Consider the following 23228-nt stretch of genomic DNA (forward strand, 5'->3'; position numbering starts at 1 on the left):
ATCTTATGAAACGCTATTTTTTTGCATTATTTCTATTTATTGGACTGTCGCCCTTAAAGGCTCAGATTATAAAAGATAACCCCAAATTGGTTGTTGGTATCGTGGTAGATCAAATGCGGTATGATTATCTAACACGATTCTGGGATCAGTTTGAAGAGGGAGGCTTTAAGCGTCTTGTGAACGATGGCTTCACCTTTAAAAATACTCATTTCAACTATGTGCCAACATATACAGGACCGGGACATGCTTCGGTATTTACCGGTACTACTCCTGCATATCATGGGATAATCAGCAATAGCTGGTTTAATAAATTTGAAGATCAGTTTGTTTATTGTGCGAGTGATCCATCTGTGCAATCTCTGGGTACTGAAACCAGGGCAGGAGAAATGTCTCCAAATAGAATGTTGTCTACCACTTTTGCAGACGAGAACAGGCTGCATACACAAATGAAAGGTAAAACCATTGGCGTTGCTCTAAAAGACAGGGGCGCAATTCTACCGGCAGGTCATACTGCCAATGCGGCTTATTGGTTCAATGGAGGAACAGAGGCTAATTGGATTAGCAGTACCTATTACATGGAAGAATTGCCTAAATGGGTACAGGATTTCAATAAGTCTGATAAAGCTGAATCCTACCTTAAAACATGGGAACCTTTAAAAAATATAGATACTTATTCCCAAAGCGGAAGTGATATCAATGAATTTGAAGGTGGGTTTAATGGAATGGAAACGGCTTCTTTTCCTTACGATCTTAAGAAGATCGCTCCTGAAAATGGAAATTATGAGTTGATCAAAGCTACTCCCTTTGGGAATGATCTAACGGCTGAATTTGCAAAAGCGGCCATAAAAGGAGAGGAACTTGGAAAAGATAATATTACCGATGTGCTAACGCTTAGTTTTTCCAGTACAGATTATGTAGGTCACAACTTTGGGGTGAATTCCAAAGAAGTACAGGATACTTATATGAGGCTCGATCTTGCAATAGCAGATGTTCTGAATTACCTGGATGAAACTGTTGGAGCAGGTGAGTATACTGTTTTCCTGACTGCAGATCACGGCGCAGCAGATGTTCCAAATTATTTAAAGTCAAAAAAGATACCAGCGGGTAATTTTCAGGATTCAGAATTGATCATGAAACTTGGACAGTTTGTTGCCGAAGAATATGATTCTGAAGAATTGATCGCTAATATTTCAAATGGTCAGGTTTTCTTTAATTATACAGAATTAAGCAAAGAGAAAGTTGATGCAGATGAATTGCAGGATAAGATCGCGTATTTTTTGCTTCAGCAGGATAACATTTCTAGAACATTTACCAGGAAACAGTTGCAGAGCGGTTCTTTTGATAAGGGAATTGGCAGTTTAATAGAAAATGGTTTCAACCAGAAAAGAAGCGGTGATGTTGTTTACGTGATGGATCCAGGTTATATCGTTTTCCCGGAGACAGGAACAACTCACGGTAGCGGTTTCTCTTACGATACTCATGCACCTCTTATTTTCTTCGGAAAGGGAGTTAAAAAAGGTAGCACCTATAAGCAAGCGTATATTAATGATATTGCTCCTACGATTTCAGCGATGCTGGGGATCGCTTTCCCTAACGCCGCAACAGGTAAACCTCTAAGCGAAATGCTGGATAAATAAACTCTAGGCGATCTTCTTTCGAATATTCGCCCAACGTAATTTTCTAATAAAACGACCTTCTTCTTCGGAAACGAGAAAGGGTCGTTTTTTCTTTTTGGCCTTAAAATATCCCGAGACATAATGAAGAAACGCAAAAGGATTCATTTTCATAGCAGCCAGTTTGGCCGAAGCTATCAGGCTAAGCATGGTGCCATATCTCAATCTGTAAAAGGCTTCTCCCTGTTTGCGGCCAGAATGCTCAAAGTAGTTCATTCCGGTAGGTCTAAGATGTTTTACGAGCAAGCTTTCATCTGTAACAACTTTCCATCCGTGGAATCTTGCCAGTAATTCGTCTGCAGTGTCCCAGCCCATGGCGGGTTTTAATTCTCCTATCTGAATAAAACAATGTTTGCGGTAAGCTTTTAGTGCTCCGCGTATATGGTCCTTACCAGTTAAATTTTCAGGTATCCACTGGTTCTTTCTTTGGATACTGCAAAAGCCGCCGACCATTCCTGCCTTTGGATCATTCGTGAAATGCCCGACTATCTTTTCGAGATAATTTTCTGGAAAAATAAGATCTGCATCGAATTTGCAGATGACGTCAAATTCATCTTCGAGCTTGTAATAGCCTTTATAAAATGCATTTATAACCTTGCTTCCGGGAGCATGTTCGTTTGAAGAATCGTTTCTAACCAGTTCGATGAAAGGATATTTGGAAGTAAACTTTTCGATGATTTCAGAAGTATTATCGGTAGAGCTATCATCAACTACCACGACCTTATTTGGCAATAGGCTTTGGTCTGCAAGAGATTGCAATGTCTGGCTTATAAAATTTGCCTCATTATGAGCTGGTATTACAATATCTATCTTCAAGGAAGGTCTTTTTACTTTGAAGTGCTAAGATAGAATTTTAGCTTTACAAGCTTAGGCTCTTTCCGCGTAAACCGCATAATAGCGCGGAGTAAATTTCCGAAGTATTGGTCTGATCCCTATTTTATTAACAGGATTGGTCCACTTTAAAGTTTCCCTGATCTCCCAGCCGCTTTTCTCAAAAAGCCAGTCGAATTGCCAGTCTTCGAATTCGTGGTAATGCCGGTCCCATTTATCGGTTTTACTGCGATAGGCAGGAGAAAACCATAATTTAAGAGGAACACTTGCCACGATCTTATCTGCTTTTATCTCTCTTAGAATATTATAAGGAGCTAAAAGATGCTCGAATATCTCAAAGGCAGTGACCAGGTCGTAAGTCTCAATCTTTACTGCTGAAAAGTCATTGTCAAGATCTTCACCAGAAGTATTGGTCACTTCATAACCATGTTCTTCCATGATCTCCGAAAAAGGATTTTTCACTCCAAGATCAAGCACTTTTGCCGGTGGAGGCACCAGTTCTTTTAAAAATTCTAAAGTCTTTTGATAACGTTTTTCAGGGAAGCTATTCTCGTACATTCTAGATCTCGTAAGTGATCGCATTTACGTTCATTCCTGCGCCTACACTTGCAAACAGTACTATGTCTCCTTTTTCAAGTTTCTGACCTTCGATCTTTCCTCTGGTAACCAGGTCGAATAGAGTTGGTACTGTGGCAACACTGCTATTACCTAGTTCGTGAATGGTCATTGGCATAACGTCTTCTGGTGCGGTTAATCCGTGAAGTTTATAGAAACGATTAATAATGGCATGATCCATTTTTTCGTTGGCTTGGTGAATGAAAATTTTCTTTAGATCATTAATTGATTTGCCACTGTTCTCAAGACATTCTTTCATTGCATTTGGGACATTGGTCAAAGCAAATTCGTAGATCTTCCTCCCGTGCATTTTGATATACCTGACGTCTTCAGAAGCCTCAGTGCTATTGGATTTTCCAAAGTAAATATATTCAGATTCCTGAAAAGAGAAAGTAGCAGATTCGTGCGAAAGAATTCCAGATTCTTTATCACTGGTAGCTTCGACAATCACAGCGCCTGCACCATCAGAGAAAATCATGGAATCTCTATCATGTTTGTCAACCACTCTTGATAAAGCTTCTGCTCCAATAACAAGACATTTTTTTGCCATTCCGGCTTTAATAAAAGCCTGTGCATGGATCATACCCTCGATCCATCCGGGGCAACCAAATAAGAGGTCGTATCCAACACAACGTGGATTTTTGATCCTTAAGTGGGATTTTACTCTTGTAGCCAGGCTGGGAACGGTGTCACTCTGGTTGGAATTAGATTTAACGTCACCATAATTATGGGCTACTATTATATAATCTAATGTTTCAGGATCTATACCTGAACTTTCTATAGCCTTCTGACTTGCAATTACTGCGATATCTGAGGTGTTGAGGTTTTCGTCTATATAACGTCTTTCTTCGATTCCAGTGATCGCCTTGAATTTCCGAATAGTAGTTTCGTTATCATGGGGGAAATTTGATCCATCAAGATTATAGAACTCATGTTGATCAAAATCTGCATTCTTAGTAATAACATTTGGTATATAACTTCCAGTTCCCGTGATTTTGCAATTCATCAGACTTTATTAAAATTAAGTTTACAATTTAATTAAATACTCCAAAAGAGCTATTAAATTAGGTGAAATTTTGGTCGAAAAAAAACCTGCCAGCTGACAGGTTTTTCTTTTTGTTTCCTTTTGAGTCCTTAGACTTCAGCATATTCTTCAGTTGGAGGACAGGTACACATCAAGTTTCTGTCACCATAAGCTTCATCAACTCTTCTAACACTTGGCCAGAATTTATTGTCGTGTAAATGGCTTAAAGGATATGCCGCTTTTTCTCTCGAATAAGATAACTTCCATTCATCTGAAGTTAGCATATGTATGGTATGAGGCGCATTCTTCAATACGTTATTAGGCTCATCTGAGGTACATTCTTCAATTTCCTTTCTAATTGAAATCAATGCATCGCAGAAACGATCAAGCTCTGGTTTACTTTCACTCTCGGTAGGCTCGATCATCATCGTTCCGGCAACAGGGAAAGATACGGTAGGAGCGTGGAAGCCATAATCTATAAGTCGTTTTGCGATATCTGTAACTTCTATACCCTGTTCTTTAAAAGGTCTGCAGTCTATGATCATCTCATGAGCAGCACGTCCTCTTTCTCCTGAATAAAGAGTTTTATAATGACCTTTAAGTCTTTCTTTAATATAGTTCGCATTCAGGATCGCATATTCAGTAGCTTTTTGAAGTCCGCCTGTTCCTAGCATTTTTATGTAACCATAAGAAATTAAACATACCAAAGAAGATCCCCATGGAGCAGAAGAAATAGCACCAATAGCTTTTTCTCCACCTGTTTTTATAATTGGGTTTCCAGGTAGGAATGGTTTTAATTGTTCAGCAACACAAATAGGCCCAACGCCTGGTCCGCCTCCTCCGTGAGGGATAGCAAATGTTTTGTGAAGATTCAGGTGACATACGTCAGCGCCAATTCTTCCCGGGTTGGTCAAGCCAACCTGAGCATTCATATTGGCACCATCCATATAAACCTGGCCGCCATTCTCATGAATGATATTCGTGATCTCACGAATTGCAGATTCAAAAACACCATGGGTTGAAGGATAGGTAACCATTAAGGCCGCAAGATTATCTTTGTATTTGATGGCCTTTTCTCTAAGATCATCCACATCGATATTTCCATTTTCAGAAGCTTTGGTAACCACAACCTTCATTCCGGCCATTACTGCAGAAGCGGGGTTGGTGCCGTGAGCTGAAGAAGGGATCAAACAGATGTTTCTATGTGAATCCCCGTTAGCTTCATGATAAGCTCTTATCACCATCAATCCGGCGTATTCTCCCTGAGCACCTGAGTTAGGTTGAAGGGAAGTCGCTGAAAATCCTGTAATTTCGGTTAGCTGATCTTCTAATTCTTTTAATACGATCTGGTAACCTTCTGCCTGCTCAACTGGTACAAACGGGTGTAAATTCCCCCATTGCGGGTTGCTTAACGGAAGCATTTCTGAAGCCGCATTCAATTTCATTGTACATGATCCTAAAGAGATCATGGAATGGTTTAAAGAAAGATCCTTACGCTCTAGTTTCTTGATATAGCGCATCAATTCAGTTTCTGAATGATACAGATTGAAAACCTCATGAGTTAGAAATTCTGTCTTTCTCTGAAGGTTCGCAGGAATTGCAGATCTTGTTGGCAATTCTTCTAATTCAGATTTTTCCTTTCCAGCTAATTCAGCAAATACAGCAATTATAGCGTTAAGGTCATCTGTGGTTGTAGTTTCATTTATAGAAATACAGGCGCTTTCCGCATCAGGATAGAAGAAATTGATCTCGTGCTTTTCAGCGATCTCTTTAAGTTTCGAACTATCTGCTTTTATGTGGATCGTATCGAAATATGCTGAATTCAGTTGATCGAATCCTAACTTTTTAATACTATCTTCTAAAGCAACTGCAGATGAATGAACAGTATTAGCTATATATTCAAGGCCTTTTGGTCCATGATAAACAGCGTACATTCCTGCCATTACAGCCAGGAGAACCTGGGCAGTACAAATATTTGAAGTAGCCTTGTCTCTTTTAATATGTTGCTCTCTTGTTTGAAGAGCCATTCTCAACGCGTTATTACCATCAAGATCTTTAGTTATACCAATGATTCTTCCAGGTAGATTACGCTTATATTCTTCTTTGGTGGCGAAAAACGCTGCGTGAGGGCCACCATATCCAAGCGGAATTCCAAATCTTTGGGTGGTTCCAACAACAACATCCACTCCAAGTTCCCCTGGAGCCTGAAGTTTTACCAGGCTAAGTATGTCTGCTGCGAATGCAGTCTTGATATTCGCGTTTTTACAGTTTTCCACGAAATCTGCATAATCGAAAATTTGTCCGAATTTACCCGGATACTGCACCAAAGCTCCGAAATATTCTTCTGAAAAATCAAATTTTTCATGATCACCAACCACCATTTCGATTCCAAGGAAATTTGCCCTGGTTTCCATCAAAGAGATAGTTTGCGGAAGTACTTGTTGAGAAACAAAGAATTTATTTACTTCAGCTTTCTTTTGCTTACGGTCACGCACGGCGTGTAAAAGTGCCATTGCTTCGGCCGCCGCTGTGGATTCGTCTAATAGAGAAGCATTAGCGATCTCCATTCCGGTAAGATCACTTACCATGGTTTGGAAATTCAACAGTGCTTCAAGGCGTCCCTGAGCAATTTCTGCCTGATATGGCGTATAGGCAGTATACCAACCCGGATTTTCAAGAATATTACGCTGGATCACCGCTGGCAGAATAGCCTGATGGTATCCTAGACCAATATAAGTTTTGAAAACCTTATTCTTTTCAGAAAGCTTTTTGATATGTTCTGCATACTGGTTCTCGCTCATTGCCTTTGGAAGGTTTAGCGGGCTATGCAAACGAATATCATCTGGCAGGGTTTCGTAAATTAGTTGCTCTATAGACTCAACGCCGATAGTGTCCAGCATTTCCTGTAGATTTTCTGCTTTAGGACCTATGTGACGTAATGCGAAAGAATCTGTTCTCATTAGAATAAAATAGTTGTGTTTTTTGTGCTGCGAAAATACATAATTTCAAGCTAATTTTTTACAGTTTAGGGATGTACAGTTGTTAAGATTTTAAGGGGAGATTCTTCAGTTTAAATTAATGTGTAATTTCGTAGGATGAAGTATTTAAAAAATGCTTTTGAACTCTATATAAATAGTAGTATTCATGTCTCTTTAGCAGTGGTGGCCTTTACGCTCATCACTTTTTTTGAATACGACCTGCTCATAGACCTCGACCTGCTTTTTTTTATTTTCTTTGCTACTATCACCGGATATAATTTTGTGAAATATGCAGGTATTGCCAAACTATACCACCTAAGCCTGGCCAGAAACCTGAGATATATTCAAGTGTTTTCGTTGTTTTGCTTCTTGATACTTATCTATTTCACCTTCCAATTAAAACTTTCGGTACTAATTGCTACGGCCATACTTGGTGCTTTTACGATCTTTTATGCTATTCCTGTATTTGGTGAGGGTAAGAACTTGCGGAGTCTTCCGGGGTTGAAAATTTTCATTATTGGGTTTGTATGGGCGGGAAGTACAGTTTTATTACCATTGATAAATGCTGAAAAATATCTCGGAATAGATTTGATAGTAGATTTTATTCAGCGACTAATGCTTGTTATCCTGCTAACGCTTCCATTTGAAATTAGGGATCTGAATTTCGATAATGAACGGCTGGGAACGATTCCTCAAAAACTGGGCGTTTACAGAACTAAAATATTTGGATTGATCTTAATTCTTCTGATATTCTCGGCTGAATTACTGCAAAACTCTTTCCGATCTACTGAATTTTTTGCTTTAGTGGTAATGCTAATGGTAAGTGGGGTTTTTTTATGGGGGTCTGGTAAGGATCAGAATAAATATTATTCTTCTTTTTGGGTAGAATCCTTGCCAATATGGTATTTGGTGGGGTATTTAATACTTAGGTTCTTTCTTCTACCAGTTCCTTTTTGATCTCTTCGCGCCATTGGTTTTTCTTTTCTTCCGGGCAGGTTTCGATCTTTGATTTATGTATCAAACCGGTGAGTTTGGAATTATTTGAAGAGAATCTTCTACAGGTCTTGCAGAAGGATAAGTGAAGCAGTAGTTTAACCTTATCTAAAAATTTCGCTTCCTTATATTGGGACTTGTTGCAGCATTCTGCGGCTTCGGAACAGTCTATAAAAAAAAACTTGCTTTTATTACTCATAATTAGAACCAATTTTTTTCTAAACAGGCAGCCAAAGCGGTTCTGGCTCTGTGTATTATAACCCAAAGGTTAGACGGCGTGATATTAAATTCATTACAGATGGCTTCTGTATCTGCCCCGTCAATTGTCTTTCTTTTAAATATTTCAGCGTGCTTTTCATTAATGCTGTCAAGGCATTCAAGGATGGCAAGCCCTAATTCGGTATTCTCCATTTCATCCTCGGCAGTTTTGTCAAATTGATCAGCTACCTGTTCTTCCAGCCATTCTCCCTCATTGTAATCATCAGAATAATTGATCTTGACTTCTGCCTGGCCTTTTCGCGAATTAATTTTGCGATAGTAATCTATGATTTTTCTTTTTAAAATCGAAATTAACCAGGTTCTTTCACTGGCTTCGCCTTTAAAATATTTGGCAGATTTTAGTGCTGCTAAAAATGTTTCTGAAATAAGATCATTCGCTACCTCACGATTGTTCACGCGAACAATCGTGTAATTAAAAAGGTAGTCTGAATATCTATCGACCCATTTATTAGGGTCGAGGTTGTTAGCAGGCATGATTTAAATTTCATCGGTTCTAATCAAAAATAGCAAAAGAATGATTATCAATTGTCTTGTTAAGATAAGAATTCTCTATTATCCTAGGGTTTCCGGTTATTTCGAGATAAGGCCAGCTCTTCTTAATAGAGCATCTGGTTTAGGTTCTTTTCCACGGAATCTTTTATATAGTTCCATTGGATGTTCAGTTCCTCCTTTAGACAAAATATTCTCTCTGAACTTGTCTGCGATGTCCTTACTGAAAATACCGTGCTCTGTAAAATATTCGAACGTATCGGCATCGAGAACTTCTGCCCATTTATATGAATAATATCCTGCGGAATAACCTCCCTGGAAAATATGAGAAAAAGCAGTACTCATACAATTGGTATCAACATCAGGATATAATTTAGTAGGCTCGAATGCCTCAACTTCATGTTTCTTAACGTCGGTGACATTAGAAGGATCTATCGCATGCCAGCTAATATCCAGCATTCCAAAACTAAGTTGTCTTAAAGTCGCGATACCTTCCAGGAAGTTAGCAGACTGCTTAATTTTCGTAATATATTCCTGCGGAATAGCTTCCCCGGTTTTATAATGTTTGGCGAAAAGTTGCAAAGCCTCCTTCTCATAGCACCAATTTTCCAGCACCTGACTTGGTAGTTCAACAAAATCCCAGTAAACATTGGCCCCAGACAGACTTGGATAGGTTGTATTCGCTAACATGCCGTGTAGAGCATGACCAAATTCATGGAAAAGAGTAGTGACTTCATTAAAGGTTAATAATGAAGGTTCCTTTGCAGTTGGTTTAGTGAAATTGCATACTATAGAGATGTGTGGTCGCTCATTTTTATCATTCTGAACGTACTGTTGTTTATAAATAGTCATCCATGCACCATCTCTTTTTCCTGGTCTTGGGTGAAAATCTGCATAGAATAGAGCTACATCTTCTCCGGTTTCATTAGTTACCTCGAAGGTTTTTACATCTGGATGATATTTGTCGATATTAGTAACTTCTTTGAAGTTGAGACCATAAAGTTTCTCTGCGACAGTGAATACCCCATCAATTACATTTTCTAATTTAAAATATGGTTTGAGCTTTTCATCGTCGAGGTCGAAGCGTTTCTGCTTTAGTTTTTCTCCATAAAATGCCGAATCCCACTTTTGTAGCTGATCGATCTTGTCAAGTTCCTTTGCGAAATCTTCCAGTTCCTGAAATTCTTTTTTTGCTGCCGGCTTTGCTTTTTCCAGCATTTCCTTCAAAAATGAATCAACTTTTTCAGGAGTTTCTGCCATACGTTCTTCCAGAATAAAATGCGCATGAGATTTAAAGCCTAACAATTTGGCTCTTTGGTACCGCAGTTTAGCAATTTGAAGAACATTCTCCTGGTTATCCAGTTCGTCATTATGAAATCCTCGCGATCCAAATGCGAGCGCCAGTTCTTTTCTTAACTCGCGATCCTCGGCATATTTCATAAAAGGAATATAGCTTGGATATTCAAGAGTGAAAATCCAGCCTTCTTTATTCTTGGATTCAGCTACAGATCTCGCTTCTTCCTTAAAACTTTCCGGTAGGCCACCTAATCTTGACTCATCGGTAACGTGAAGTTCATGGCGATTGGTTTCTGCGAGCACATTTTCACCAAACTGTAATTTTAGTTTAGCGAGCTGCTTATCTATTTCTCTTAATTCGGTTTGTTTTTCATCAGCCAGATTTGCTCCGTTGCGGGTAAAGGCTTTGTATTTTTTCTCAAGCAGGGTTTCCTGTTCTTTATTAAGGTTTAGAGAATCCTTGCTTTCGAAAACCGTTTTTATCTTCTGAAAAAGCTCTTTATTAAGAATCACATCATTCTTAAATTCAGATAGGACCGGGGAAACTTCCTGAGCAATCTTCTGAATTTCTTCGTTCGTTTCGGCTGAATTGATATTAAAAAAGATGCTGGTTACTCTATCGAGTTTCTTTCCTGAAAATTCCAGGGCTTCTATCGTATTTTCAAAAGTTGGAGTAGCTTCAGACTTTACAATTTCATTTATTTCTTCCTTCGCAAGCTCAACAGCCTTTAAAATAGCCGGTTTGTAATCCTCTGTCTTGATTTTAGAGAATGGGGCATATTCAAAATCTGTAAGTAAAATATTCTGAGAACTCATATATTGGTATTTGTTTTAACGCTATCAATAAAATTAATTAACGCAAATGGTAATTTTTAAGAAATTTTTAATACTTTGGCATTTCAAATGAGTTTTAACTCATAAAGACTTAGTAGTTTACAAAGTTCTGGTTTTATATTTAGAATGGTTAATAAATAATAATTACAGATTACAGTTTACTACTTGAAAGGCCGCAATCGCGGCCTTTCTTATTTTTTGAGCGATTTTGCTCCTTCTATAACTTTCTGCTTCAGGCCTTCTTTATAAACCAGAATCTTATCCAGAACACATTTATCGGAAACACCTATAATTTGTGCCGCAAGAATTCCAGCATTTTTAGCGCCATCGAGGGCGACTGTAGCGACAGGAACTCCACCCGGCATTTGAAGAATAGATAGAACCGAATCCCATCCATCTATGGAATTTCTGGATTTTACGGGAACTCCTATCACCGGTAATGGAGACATAGAAGCTACCATTCCAGGTAAGTGTGCTGCACCGCCGGCTCCAGCAATAATGACCTTAATATCTTTTTCATGGGCTGTTTTGCTGAATTCAAAAAGCTTTTCAGGAGTTCTATGAGCAGAAACTATATCTACTTCTACTTCTATATCAAATCCTTTTAAAATATCTATAGCTTCCTGCATTACGGGCATATCACTGGTGCTACCCATTATTACTGCTACTTTTCCCATGTTATTATTTTTTACTTATCACTTTTATGCTATTCTTTACCTCTTCGGCTACTTTTCTGGCCTTGGCAAGATCTTTATCCACTATGGTCACGTGTCCCATTTTCCTGAATGGCCTGGTAATCTTCTTTCCGTAAATATGAGGAGTTACCCCATCGAGTTTCATGATCTCTTCGATATTCTCATATACAACTTCACCTTCATAATTCTCATCGCCAACCAAATTTACCATTATTCCACCAACTTTACTGTCGGTATTTCCTAGAGGCAGATCAAGTATTGCTCTTATTTGTTGCTCGAACTGGTTGGTGTAAGAAGCTTCAATACTATAATGTCCACTATTGTGCGGTCTTGGGGCAACCTCGTTGATTAGGATCTCATCATCTTCTGTCTGGAACATTTCTACTGCAAGTAAACCTACATGCTGAAAAGCTTCAGATACTCTTTCAGCTGTTTTTCTGGCTTTCTCTGCTACCTTTTCATCGATCCTGGCCGGGCAGATCACATATTCTACCTGGTTGGCGGTAGGATGAAATTCCATTTCCACGACCGGGTAAGTGCGTACTTCTCCAGATGGATTTCTGGCTACGATCACAGCTAGTTCATTTTTAAAGGGAACTAAATTTTCAGCAATGCATTCTCCTTTAGATAAACCATCAAGATCGGCAGTTTTCTTAATTACTGAAACACCTTTACCGTCATAACCACCAGTAGCGCTTTTCCAAACGAAAGGAATCTTTACAGTTTCTTTTTCAACGGCAGATCTTAATTCCTTCAGATCTGAAAAAACTTTAAAATCGGCTGTAGGAATATCATTGTTTTTATAGAACTGTTTCTGAACAGCTTTATTCTGGATCTTTTCCAATGTGTCTGCCGAAGGATAGGTTTTGATACCTTCAGATTCCAGCTTTTTTAAAGCTTCGATATTCACACCTTCTATTTCGAAAGTGACCACATCTGCTTTTCTTCCGAAATTAAGCACGGTTTCATAATCCATGAGGTCACCCTGTTCAAAATAATTACAGGAGATCTTACAAGGAGCTTCCTCGCTTGGATCGAGAACCAATGTCTGGATGTCGTACTTTCTTGTCTCGTACAACATCATTTTACCTAATTGACCACCGCCAAGAATGGCTAGTTTAAAGTCTGAAGAAAAATAATTTACCATAAATTTATTCGGCTTTCCGCAAAAATAACCTATTCGAAATTTCTGCCATACATATTCGGTAAGAAATCGGGCTGTTGAGCTTATGTAGATTCCTTATCTTTGCCACTTAAAATTTGACCATTTTGATAAAACTACATGATCTTGAATTCGAACCTTTTATTTCTGAAGGGGAGATCACCAAGGCAATAGACAGGATTTCAGAAGAATTGAATGCCGAATATGACGGGAAAATACCCGTTTTTATTGGCGTTCTTAATGGGTCTTTTATGTTCGCTTCAGAAGTCATTAAAAGATTCAGAAGTGATTGTGAAGTGAGTTTTGTGAAAATGGGATCTTATGAAGGGACTGAAACTACCGGGAATGTAAGAACACTGGTGGGATTAAATCAGGAGCTTAAAGGTCGCGAGGTAGTGCTGCTGGAAGATATTGTGGATACCGGTAATACGCTGGTGGAGATCGATGAGATATTAAAAAAAGCTGAGGTTGCCAGTTATAAGGTGGCTACTTTGTTTTTTAAACCTGCGGCTTATAAAAAGAATGTTCCCGTACAGATAAAGGGAATCGAAATACCAGATAAATTCATCGTTGGATTTGGTCTCGATTACGACGGATTGGGTAGAAATCTAACACAAGTATATAAACGCAAAGAAAATAAAATGACAAATCTAGTATTGTTTGGCCCTCCGGGTGCAGGCAAAGGAACTCAGGCAACAATTCTAAAAGATAAATATCAACTTGTTCATATCTCTACCGGGGATGTATTCAGGTTTAATATTAAAAATCAAACCGAATTGGGCCTTAGTGCAAAGTCTTATATAGATAAAGGTCAGTTGGTGCCAGATGAGGTTACCATTAATATGTTGAATGCCGAAGTTGAAAAGAATGAAGGTGCCAACGGTTTCATTTTCGACGGTTTTCCGAGAACCGAGGCGCAGGCTGAGGCTTTAAGCAAATATCTTGAATCTAAAGGAACCGAGGTTCATGCTATGATCGCACTGGAAGTTGAAGATGAGATCCTTGTGGAGCGTTTATTGGAAAGAGGTAAAACTTCGGGTAGACCAGACGATGCAGATGAGGCGGTTATTAGAAACCGTATAAAAGTATATTATAATGAAACTGCTATCCTCAAGAACTATTATCAGAAACAGGATAAGTATTACGGAGTAAATGGAGTGGGCAGTATTGAGGAGATCACCGAGCGCCTAAGCAAAGTGATCGACGAACTAATGAAATAATAAGAAAATGACTGAAGGGAATTTTGTTGACTATGTGAAAATTCATGTTTTTTCCGGAAAAGGAGGGAAGGGTTCTGCTCACCTTCACCGGGAGAAATATATCACTAAAGGAGGGCCAGATGGTGGAGATGGTGGCCGTGGAGGTCACGTTATTGTAAAAGGAAACAAAAATCTCTGGACACTGTTTCACCTGAAGTTCAAACGTCACGTAAAAGCTGAACATGGCGAAAATGGAAGCAAGCAAAGAAGTTCCGGAGCTCAGGGAGCAGACGAATATATTGAGGTTCCGTTGGGAACCGTTATTCGTGATACCGAAACCAACGAGATCATTAAAGAGATCACCGAGGACGGGCAGGAATTTATTGTAGCTGAAGGTGGTAAAGGAGGACTGGGGAACTGGCATTTTAAAAGTTCAACCAATCAGACTCCCAGATATGCTCAACCTGGTATAGACGGTCAGCAGATCGATATTACCTTAGAATTAAAAGTATTGGCAGATGTTGGATTGGTAGGTTTTCCTAATGCAGGGAAATCAACCTTGCTTTCTGTAATTACTGCAGCTAAGCCTAAAATTGCCAATTATGAATTCACGACACTTAAGCCAAATCTTGGGATCGTAGAATATCGTGATTTCAAAACCTTTGTGGTTGCTGATATCCCTGGAATTATTGAAGGTGCTGCTGAAGGTAAGGGTCTTGGACATCGTTTCCTTAGACATATTGAAAGGAATTCAACCTTGTTATTCCTGATCCCGGCAGATGCGAAGGATATTAAAAAGCAATATGACATCCTTCTGGATGAATTGAAGCGATATAATCCTGAATTAATAGATAAGGATAGACTTATCGCTATCTCTAAAAGTGATCTTCTTGATGAAGAGCTTAAAGCTGAAATGGCTGAAGAGCTGGACAAGGAGTTAAAGTTACCTTATCTTTTTATTTCTTCAGTAGCTCAAATGGGGCTTACCGAATTGAAGGATAAACTATGGCAAATGCTTAATAAAGAGCCTGTTTAAATCCTGTTAAACGTATAAACTCCCGAATCGATTTTTCTTATTTTTAGTAAAAATCGATTATGCGACTTGTAAAATATTCTTTTTTATTATTATTCATAGCTGCCTGTAATTCACCTCAGGCAGTTTATGATTATGACCAGAAGGTCAATTTCAATCAATATTCCACTTACGCTCTTTTTCCCGATTATCGGCCTGGCTTAAGCCAGTTGGAGGAATCCCGACTTACCGAAAGTTTAAAAACGGCAATGCAGGATAAAGGGTTTTCTATGTCTGAAGATCCTGGCATCTATGTGAATGTTTACACACAGCAATACGAACAGGACAATAGAAGTCGTGTTGGTGTAGGGTTAGGTGGTGGAGGTGGTAATGTTGGAGTAGGGGTCTCTGGAGGCATTCCTATTGGGCAGATGGATACTTACCTTAAGCTAACCTTTGATTTTATAGATGTTGAAAAGGACATGTTGGTTTGGCAGGCCATAGTGGAAAGTCCGTTTAATTTTGATGCAAATCCTCAACAAAGAAAAGAACGTTTCGATAAAATTGTAGCGAAGGCACTGGAGGGTTATCCTCCAAAGAAATAAATTGCAACCTATTTAAATTGAAAAAGCCCGACGCATTTGCATCGGGCTTTTCACTTTTTGATTGGTTAGTTAGTATGGGTTAGAAAACTTAGTTTTCTTCCTGATCATCCATTTCTGAATCTTCCATATTTGTGTCTTCATTCATAGAACCATCACGGTTAGATACTACGAATGCACTTCTACGGTTTTTAGCATATTGCTCTTCAGTACACATGTTAGGCTCTGTACAGTCATTAACTGGTCTGTTTTCACCATAACCTTCAGAAGTAAGTCTAGCTTTGTCGATTCCTTTAGAAACAAGGTAATCTACAGTAGAAGCCGCTCTTCTCTTAGAAAGGTCCATGTTGTATTTATCAGATCCTCTGGCATCTGCATGAGACTCAACTTTCACCTTAATGTTAGGGTAATCGTTCATGTATGTCACAACAGAATCAAGTACTGGTTCAGATTCAGGCTTGATCGTAGCTTTATCAAAATCGAAATAGATCTTACTACCATCGATAGGAATAATATCCTGCCCACTAGTTTCATCAGTTACAGTTGGTGCTTCAATGATCTCATTCTCCTCACGAGTAAATTGGTAAAGGTTATCTGTTCCTCTTCTGTTAGAAGCGAAATAACCCATTTCTTCACTTTCTTTAATTACAAAAGCAAAGTCATCATTTCCACTGTTGATAGAAGCTCCAAGGTTTTCAACTTCTGAGAAATCACCTTCAGTTCTGAAAATATCAAGATTTCCAAATCCCTGGTGACCATCTGAAGTGAAATAAAGAACATCTTCATCACTGATGAATGGGAATTGCTCTCTGTGAGCAGTGTTTACTGTTGGACCTAAGTTCTGTGGAGTTCCGTAAGTTCCGTCTTCATTCACGTCTACAACGTAAATATCGAAAGAACCACTGCCACCTGGCATGTCGCTAGCGAAGTATAATTTACTTCCGTCTGCGCTTAAGCTTGGGTGTTCTACAGAATAGTCTTCACTGCTAAATGGAAGTTTAGTAACATTTGTCCACTCTCCATCTACATTTTCAGCACGGTAAAGGCTAATGTTCGCAACACGAACATCGTTCTCGTTCTTTACGCGGTCTTCATTAGTTCTGTCGAAGAACATAACTGTACCATCCTGGCTGAAAGTCGCAGAGCTTTCGTGCTCATCTGTATTGATCTCATAAGAGAAAAGAACGATATCGGTCATTTCTCCTTCGTCATCCATCTGTGCACTATAAAGATCTAAAGTAGGAAGCTTGTTCCATGGGTAGATTGGACGTTCCTGGTTTCTTGTAGAAGCAAAAGCTACACGGTCACCGTAGAATCCAATTCCGAAGTCTGAAGAAGACTGGTTATTCATTATCTGGTCATAGTTGAATTTGTGAGGAACCATAGTATCAAGTTCGCTTGCAAATTCTTCGTGATTCCAGTTTTCACCAGTCAATTCATTCATAAGTTCATCAGCTTTTACATAGTTACCCGCTGCCATTAAAGCATGGGCATATCTAAACTGATATTCAGGTTCTACTGCTCCTTCATGTCTTAAGAAAAGCAATTCATATACTTCAACAGCATTTTGCATTTGATTTGTGAAGTAGTATGAATCTCCTAAGTTTTGAAGAACCTCCTGAGTTTTATTGTTAACGCTTTCGTAAGCATCGGCCGCATCTATATATGCTGCCTGGGCAAAGAACTTATTTCCATCCCTGATGTCAGACTTTTGTCCGAAAGCAGTGATGCTTACAAAGATTATTAAAAGTGTACTATATATATTTTTCATGTTAGTCTGGTTTTAGAAGAATCTAGGTGATTTGTCATATCCTTTCTTAAGTCCGAATAGATCAAGATCAAATAAAAGCATGATCTCATGTGACCCATCGTTACTTAAATCGTAGGTTGGATAATCATAAGCATATCCAATTCTAAGGCCTGGAGTCACTCTAAAGTTTACCAAACCGGTTATGGTTTCATCAAATCTGTAACCTAAACCTGCTTCAAGTCTATCATATAATAATACGTTAGCATTTACGTCAACAGATAGTGGAGCTCCTTTTACACCTCTTACCATGGTAGAAGGCTTTAATTTAAAGTTCTCACTAATGTCGAATACATAACCACCATTAAGGTAGTAGTGGATCTCTTCGGTTCCACGGTCACGAAGCAATTGGCTATCATCTAAATGATCTGCAGTTAAAAGGTTAGGAGCAGATACACCTAAATAGTGATTATCTCCAAACCAAAACGCTCCAACTCCGAAAACTGGAAATATCTCACTGATATTTCCCATTGCTGGATCGTTAGGATCGTTAACTACTAATCCAGAAAGGTTCGCATCAAAAGTGGTTAAACCAGCTTTTGCTCCAAAGGAAAGGTTAGTATTCTCACCTGTAGGAATAACATAGGCGAAATCGGCAGTAATGTTGTTTGTTTTTTCAACATTTCCAATTTCATCATGAACTACAGTAAGACCAAGTTCAACTCTTTCACTGATTGGGGTGTGGGCAAAGAAGTTGAGGGTGCGAGGTGCACCGTCAACATCTGTCCATTGCATTCTGTAAATACCTCCGAAATTCAACATTCCGGGATCGTCTGTCGCATAAGCAGGATTCATTACACTCATATTATACATGTACTGAGTGAATAATGGATCTTGTTGGGCCATACCTTTAATAGAGAAAAGGATAATGCCTGCGAATAATAAATATTTTGTGATTATTTTTTTCATTTCGTTCTCTTGTTTATCCTAATTATCTACTTAAGTATACTGTTCCTCTTACAGGCTCTGTGCTACCATCATTGTAATCTAGATAGTAGAAATAAGCCCCTACTGGTAGAACTCCGCTTCCGAAAGAACTTTCTGAGCTAAAGCCATCCCAGTCTGGAGTATTAGCATTTCCTTGGTAAACCATGTCTCCGAATCTATTACGGATCTTAAGGGTGAAATTAGGATATTTGTCTCTGATGTTTCTTATTTCAAATGTGTCATTGAATCCGTCTCCGTTTGGCGAGAAAGCTTCAGGGATCGTGATTGGACAGTCATCGTTTATAGAAACAGTCACAGCTAATCTTAAAGAGCTTTCACATCCAGAATCTACATCAAATAGGGTAGCATAATAAACTGTACCATCTTGTAGTGGTGTTCCTTCTGGAAGGGCATTATCGCCATCTGCAGAGTCGTACCAGGTGATATCACCTGTTTCGTTAACCTCTGCTGTAAGATCTGCGATAGTTGCATCGTCAAACTCACAGAATTCCTGAGTTGTATTAGAGATTGTTGGAGTTGCTGCATCGTTAACTGTTACAGTGATTTCAGCTGCTGCAGATTCGCAGGCACCTTCATCATTTCTTTGAGTAACATAGTAAGATCCAGTTTCCAATTCATCCTCTGCAGAAACCATTGTGCTTAGTTCGGCATCTGAATAGTAAGTTAAATTAGTTCCAGTTGCAGAAAGATCTGCTACAGTTGCACCATCAATAGCACAGAAAGTAAAAGGATTCCCTTCAACAGTTGGAGCTCCTGGCGCCTCTTCAACAGTAATGTTGAAAATCGCTGTGTCATCTCCACACTCATTGATTTCTGGTACGGTATAAACAACTTCATAAGTTCCAGCTGCAAAATTGGCTGGATCCATCATTCCGTCTGCAATCACATCTCCATCAAGAGTAAATTCTCCTGTTGTGTCAGCATCTGTAGAAAGGAAGTCGAACAAATTCTGAGTACCTGCATCTGTACAAACGCTTAGATCCATGTCCATACCTGCGAAAGCAGATTCTGTAACGGTGATCGTAAATGTAGCAGAAGCTTCACCTTCAGTACATGGAGAGTCGTCTGTAAGAGTATAAGTAATATCAAAAGTACCTACACCTTCCATTCCCGGGCTGAAGATTCCATCCTCATATCCTTCGAATGTTCCATTAGGATTAGCATCGGCAGGAAGAAGATCAACTAAAGTTACGTCTTCTGCATTTCTGCAATAAGTCTGGTCTTCGATATCACCGATTTCGGCTGGTATTGAATCGTAAACGTTAATAGTAAGTTCAACACTATCCGAACATACACCATTTGTAATGGTATAGATGGTAGTGAATTCTTCCTGCTCTGGATTTTCTCTGTATTGTACAGTTAGATCATTAATAGAAGGGCTGAATGTCCCATCCGTTGGTGTCCCATCACTTAAAAGATTTAAATAGTAGTTTCTAACCGTAGTGTTATTAGGAAATATTTCGTCAACATTAGCACGACAAACATCTCCACTATTTGGTTCTCCAGCATCAACACCTTGATTTACAAAAACTGTGAATGTTACAGAGTCAACCGTTCCTGGTGTCACACAGTCAGCTGAATCGTCTACAGTATAAGTTACGTCATATCCTTCTTCATTTGGACCAACGCTAGCATCAAACATTCCGTCAGCTACATTATCTCCGCTGAAAGTTCCACCTGTAATAGAGTCTTCTCCTAAGAATATACTTAGGTCGACCATTCCGTCGGTTTCGCAAACATTTTGATTTGCAATGGTACCTGCTTCAGCATCTCTTAGATCATTAATAGTGATAGCGATATTTACCGTTCCATTTGAACACTCATCAATTTCAGATTCATCGACATAGCTAAAATTAAAAGTCTCAGAATCTGAAGGGTCTGATATAAAGGCTAAAAGTCTTTGGCTTTCTAGAAGGTCTTCTGCACCAAATCCGTCAGGATTGAAAGTTTCTACTCCGGCTTCCGTAAGTAAATCGTTGAAGAAAATTTGCAAAGCAGTTTCATCGTTTAAAAGAGTTTCTGCTTCGGTAATGCAAAGGGTGCGATCTAGATTTGCGCTAACAGGTCCATCAACAACTGTAATTGTAAAAGTAGTTGAATCCTCTCCTATTACACAAGGAGCAGTTTCATCAACAAAATAAGTTATGGTAAATGTACCTGCACCAACCGATGGGTCAAACATATTATCTGATACGCCTTCTCCGGAGAAAGTTCCTCCCCTCGAGTAGTCAGGATCATTGTTCATAAGACCTGTAAGTGAGATCATTTCATCGTTAGAGCATACATTTTCGATATTATCAAAGGTTCCTGCATTTGCAGGTCCTTCTTCTATTACTCTGATGGTAAGATCTACAGAATCTGAGCATTCTCCAGATTCTATGGTGTAAGTAACTGTAAAATCTCCAAGACCATCTTCATCATCGGCATAAATGTCAATGATTCCTTCAATGGTTGGGTTGAAAGTTCCATTTCTGTCTACACCTTCATCCAATAGGTCTAAATAGTATTCTCGAACTTCTCTATCATTAGATAGTTCAGAATCTAAATTAGAAAGACAAACAACTCCTACATTGTCATCACCTGCATTACATGAAGGGAAATTAACGGTAACAATTGCAGAATCTGAACAATCTCCGTTGGTGACGGTATATTCAAATTCTCCAGGGCTGTCTGTTGCAGGATCAAAAGTTCCGTCGCCAGGAGACCAAGTTCCACCGGTTTCAGGTGATCCGCCCAGGTAATCAAAAAGATTTACAGGAGCATCTGAAGGACTAAGTTCGGCAACTCCATCTTCTCCGGCATTCGCTTCTCCTACGAAAATTGTAAAAGTAGTGGAATCTGAAGTTCCAGGGTTTACACAGTCTGCAGAATCATCAACCGAATAAGTTATTTCATAACCATCTGAATTTGGACCAACAGTGGCATCGAACATTCCATCTGCAACATTATCTCCACTAAAACTTCCGCCTGTAGTAGCATCGCCGCTTAAAAACGCAGATAAATCAACCATTCCGTCAGATACACAAACATTTTGATCTGCAATTGTGCCAGCTTCGGCGTCTGAAAGGTCGTTTACTGTTATGGCAATATTTACAGTTCCACTAGAGCATAGATCGGAATCAAAATCATCACTATAGCTAAAATTAAATGTTTCTGATCCTGATGGCGAGTCTATGAAATTAAGTAATCTCTGACCTTCTGCTAAGTCGGCCGCATCAAATCCATCAGAATCAGGACTGTCCACTCCAGCTTCTGTTAAAATATCGATTAAAAAGGCTTCCAGTGCAGTAAAATCGCTAATAAGTGTTTCAGCTTCCGTAACACATAAGTTTCTGCTAACATTAGGATCAACCGTTGCTTCCTCAACCGTAACTGTAAAGGTTGTTGAATCGGTTCCAGTAATACAAGGAGCTGAAGTCTCATCTACTGTATAAGTAATTTCATATTCTCCAACGCCAACTGCAGGGTCAAATTGATTGTCGATTACACCTGTACCAGTAAAAGTTCCACCCATGGTGGCTTCAGGGTCATTATTAGTTAGATCAGTTAAATCAATAGGTTCTTCTTCAGGACATACATTTGGTATATCATCGAAATTTCCTGAATTAGCTGGAGTTTCCTCAATTATTCTTATGGTTAGGTCTACCGAATCCTGACAATCTCCACTTCCGATTGTGTATGTTGTAGTAAAATCCCCTAAACCATCGTCATCCGCAGCATATTGATTTATTAATTGCTCGATAGTTGGGCTGAATGTTCCATCAGTTGGAACGTCCTCACCTAAAAGGTTTAAAAGATAAATCCTAATTTCTCCATCGTCAGAAAAAGTTTCATCTACATCAGGAAAGCATACTGTTCCAATATTATCTTCACCGGCATCAGGTCCTTCAGTTAAAACTACAGTAACCGCAGTTCTGTCCTGACTCTCACATGGAGGTAAAGAAGAATTTGTTCTGTTTACTATCTGACTAGCATAATATGTTTGTCCATCTACTAAAGGAGTAGAAGGGTCTAAAGCTGGGTTTGAACTATCAGTGCTATACCATCTGTTGATTCCAGAAGCTTCAAGATCAGCAACGGTTGCAGTTTCGCAAAAAGTTTGTGCTGGTTCTGCTGTTGGTGCCGTAGCTAGTATAGGGTCGTATCTAATTGCTAATCTGGAAGAATATTGGCAAGATGTGCTTGAATCATCCTGACCAACAAAATAACTTCTTCCTTCAACCAATACGTCCGTATCATTTAATTCTACAGTGCCATATTCCTGAGACTGATCATATACATTTATGTCGTCTGCTGTTCCTGTGGTATTGATAAGAGCTTTAAGCTCTGCTACTGTAGTTACATCTGAAGAACTATATTCACAAGGTTCGTAGAAGTTTCCGAAAGTTGATTCTGGCGGTCCAAGATCGTCTACCGTAACTTCAAAAGCTGGACGGGTTGCACAATCTCCGGAGTTATTTCCGGCATAATATATGCCCGTTTCCAAGATCTCATCATCTGGAATAGCAGTTTCTGAAGGTTGTGGAGTGGCATTTCTATACCATTCTACTCCATCACCACCATCATTGGCATAGGCATCTAGGGCTGAAACTCGACTTAAATAACAAAAGTTATCTGAAGTCGAAGTTAGGGTTGGGCAGTTTTGCGCATAGGATGCGGACAAATTACCCACAAATAAAATAAAGGCAAAAAGGAACCAATTAAGTCCCTTCCTCCCAAAAGTAAAATTTTGCATAGGCTAGGTGTTAAATTCAAAATTAGTATTCGGTTAAAACTCATTAAAAGTTGCAC

17 protein-coding genes are annotated in these 23228 nt (G+C 39.1%); 5 read left to right on the plus strand and 12 right to left on the minus strand.

What is annotated here, in order from left to right; genetic code table 11:
• Positions 1-5 precede the first annotated feature (5 nt).
• A complete protein-coding gene (gene pafA / locus G3I01_RS07515) occupies positions 6-1637 on the plus strand; it encodes an alkaline phosphatase PafA (protein WP_219552450.1) in 1632 nt (543 codons plus the stop codon).
• Positions 1638-1640: 3 nt separating this feature from the next.
• On the opposite strand, the gene G3I01_RS07520 is transcribed toward pafA, so the two are convergent.
• The 4 genes from G3I01_RS07520 to gcvP all read right to left on the minus strand — a co-directional run bounded on the left by G3I01_RS07520 (position 1641) and on the right by gcvP (position 7103).
• On the minus strand, positions 1641-2489 hold the full coding sequence (locus G3I01_RS07520) for a glycosyltransferase family A protein (protein ID WP_219552452.1): 849 nt from the start codon (positions 2487-2489) through the stop codon (positions 1641-1643).
• 51 nt (positions 2490-2540) lie between these two features.
• The gene (locus G3I01_RS07525; protein WP_219552788.1) at positions 2541-3062 is read right to left on the minus strand and encodes a class I SAM-dependent methyltransferase; all 522 of its coding nucleotides are present in this window, start codon (positions 3060-3062) and stop codon (positions 2541-2543) included.
• A 1-nt stretch (position 3063) separates the two neighbouring features.
• Entirely contained in the window at positions 3064-4125 is a 1062-nt protein-coding gene (locus G3I01_RS07530) for a ketoacyl-ACP synthase III (RefSeq protein ID WP_219552454.1), read from the minus strand.
• 128 nt (positions 4126-4253) lie between these two features.
• On the minus strand, positions 4254-7103 hold the full coding sequence (gcvP, locus tag G3I01_RS07535; protein ID WP_219552456.1) for an aminomethyl-transferring glycine dehydrogenase: 2850 nt from the start codon (positions 7101-7103) through the stop codon (positions 4254-4256).
• A 135-nt stretch (positions 7104-7238) separates the two neighbouring features.
• On the opposite strand from gcvP, the gene G3I01_RS07540 reads away from it, so the two are divergent.
• Positions 7239-8078, plus strand: a complete 840-nt coding sequence (locus G3I01_RS07540) for a hypothetical protein (protein WP_219552458.1) — start codon at positions 7239-7241, stop codon at positions 8076-8078.
• On the opposite strand, the gene G3I01_RS07545 is transcribed toward G3I01_RS07540, so the two are convergent.
• The 5 genes from G3I01_RS07545 to G3I01_RS07565 form a co-directional block, all read right to left on the minus strand.
• On the minus strand, positions 8047-8313 hold the full coding sequence (locus tag G3I01_RS07545; RefSeq protein ID WP_219552460.1) for a hypothetical protein: 267 nt from the start codon (positions 8311-8313) through the stop codon (positions 8047-8049). The two genes, G3I01_RS07540 and G3I01_RS07545, sit on opposite strands and share 32 nt — an antisense overlap.
• A gap of 2 nt (positions 8314-8315) precedes the next feature.
• Positions 8316-8867 (minus strand): sigma-70 family RNA polymerase sigma factor, encoded by a 552-nt coding sequence (locus G3I01_RS07550; RefSeq protein ID WP_219552462.1) that lies wholly within the window; start codon positions 8865-8867, stop codon positions 8316-8318.
• A gap of 96 nt (positions 8868-8963) precedes the next feature.
• Positions 8964-10994, minus strand: a complete 2031-nt coding sequence (locus G3I01_RS07555; RefSeq protein WP_219552464.1) for a M3 family metallopeptidase — start codon at positions 10992-10994, stop codon at positions 8964-8966.
• Between the two features lie 209 nt (positions 10995-11203).
• Positions 11204-11689 carry a 5-(carboxyamino)imidazole ribonucleotide mutase gene (gene purE, locus G3I01_RS07560; RefSeq protein ID WP_219552466.1) on the minus strand — a complete coding sequence of 162 codons (486 nt, stop codon included), beginning with the start codon at positions 11687-11689 and terminating at the stop codon, positions 11204-11206.
• Positions 11690-11693: 4 nt separating this feature from the next.
• The gene (locus G3I01_RS07565) at positions 11694-12854 is read right to left on the minus strand and encodes a 5-(carboxyamino)imidazole ribonucleotide synthase (RefSeq protein ID WP_219552468.1); all 1161 of its coding nucleotides are present in this window, start codon (positions 12852-12854) and stop codon (positions 11694-11696) included.
• Between the two features lie 122 nt (positions 12855-12976).
• Between G3I01_RS07565 and G3I01_RS07570 the strand changes: the two genes are divergently transcribed.
• From G3I01_RS07570 to G3I01_RS07580, 3 genes are read left to right on the plus strand one after another with little or no spacing between them, the layout of a single operon-like run.
• Complete coding sequence (locus G3I01_RS07570; protein WP_219552470.1) at positions 12977-14089, plus strand: adenylate kinase; 1113 nt, start codon at positions 12977-12979, stop codon at positions 14087-14089.
• A gap of 7 nt (positions 14090-14096) precedes the next feature.
• Complete coding sequence (gene obgE / locus G3I01_RS07575) at positions 14097-15104, plus strand: GTPase ObgE (protein ID WP_219552472.1); 1008 nt, start codon at positions 14097-14099, stop codon at positions 15102-15104.
• Positions 15105-15163: 59 nt separating this feature from the next.
• Complete coding sequence (locus G3I01_RS07580) at positions 15164-15685, plus strand: DUF4136 domain-containing protein (RefSeq protein WP_219552474.1); 522 nt, start codon at positions 15164-15166, stop codon at positions 15683-15685.
• A gap of 88 nt (positions 15686-15773) precedes the next feature.
• Here the strand turns inward: G3I01_RS07580 and G3I01_RS07585 are convergent, their stop codons facing one another.
• Genes G3I01_RS07585 through G3I01_RS07595 form a run of 3 tightly spaced genes read right to left on the minus strand, consistent with a single transcriptional unit; the run spans position 15774 to position 23172 of the window.
• A complete protein-coding gene (locus G3I01_RS07585) occupies positions 15774-17453 on the minus strand; it encodes an OmpA family protein (RefSeq protein ID WP_257710838.1) in 1680 nt (559 codons plus the stop codon).
• Positions 17454-17465: 12 nt separating this feature from the next.
• Positions 17466-18398, minus strand: a complete 933-nt coding sequence (locus G3I01_RS07590) for a type IX secretion system membrane protein PorP/SprF (protein ID WP_219552476.1) — start codon at positions 18396-18398, stop codon at positions 17466-17468.
• A 22-nt stretch (positions 18399-18420) separates the two neighbouring features.
• A complete protein-coding gene (locus tag G3I01_RS07595; protein WP_219552478.1) occupies positions 18421-23172 on the minus strand; it encodes a gliding motility-associated C-terminal domain-containing protein in 4752 nt (1583 codons plus the stop codon).
• Positions 23173-23228 lie beyond the last annotated feature (56 nt).

It is taken from the genome of Gramella sp. MT6, assembly GCF_019357415.1.
Lineage (GTDB): Bacteria > Bacteroidota > Bacteroidia > Flavobacteriales > Flavobacteriaceae > Christiangramia.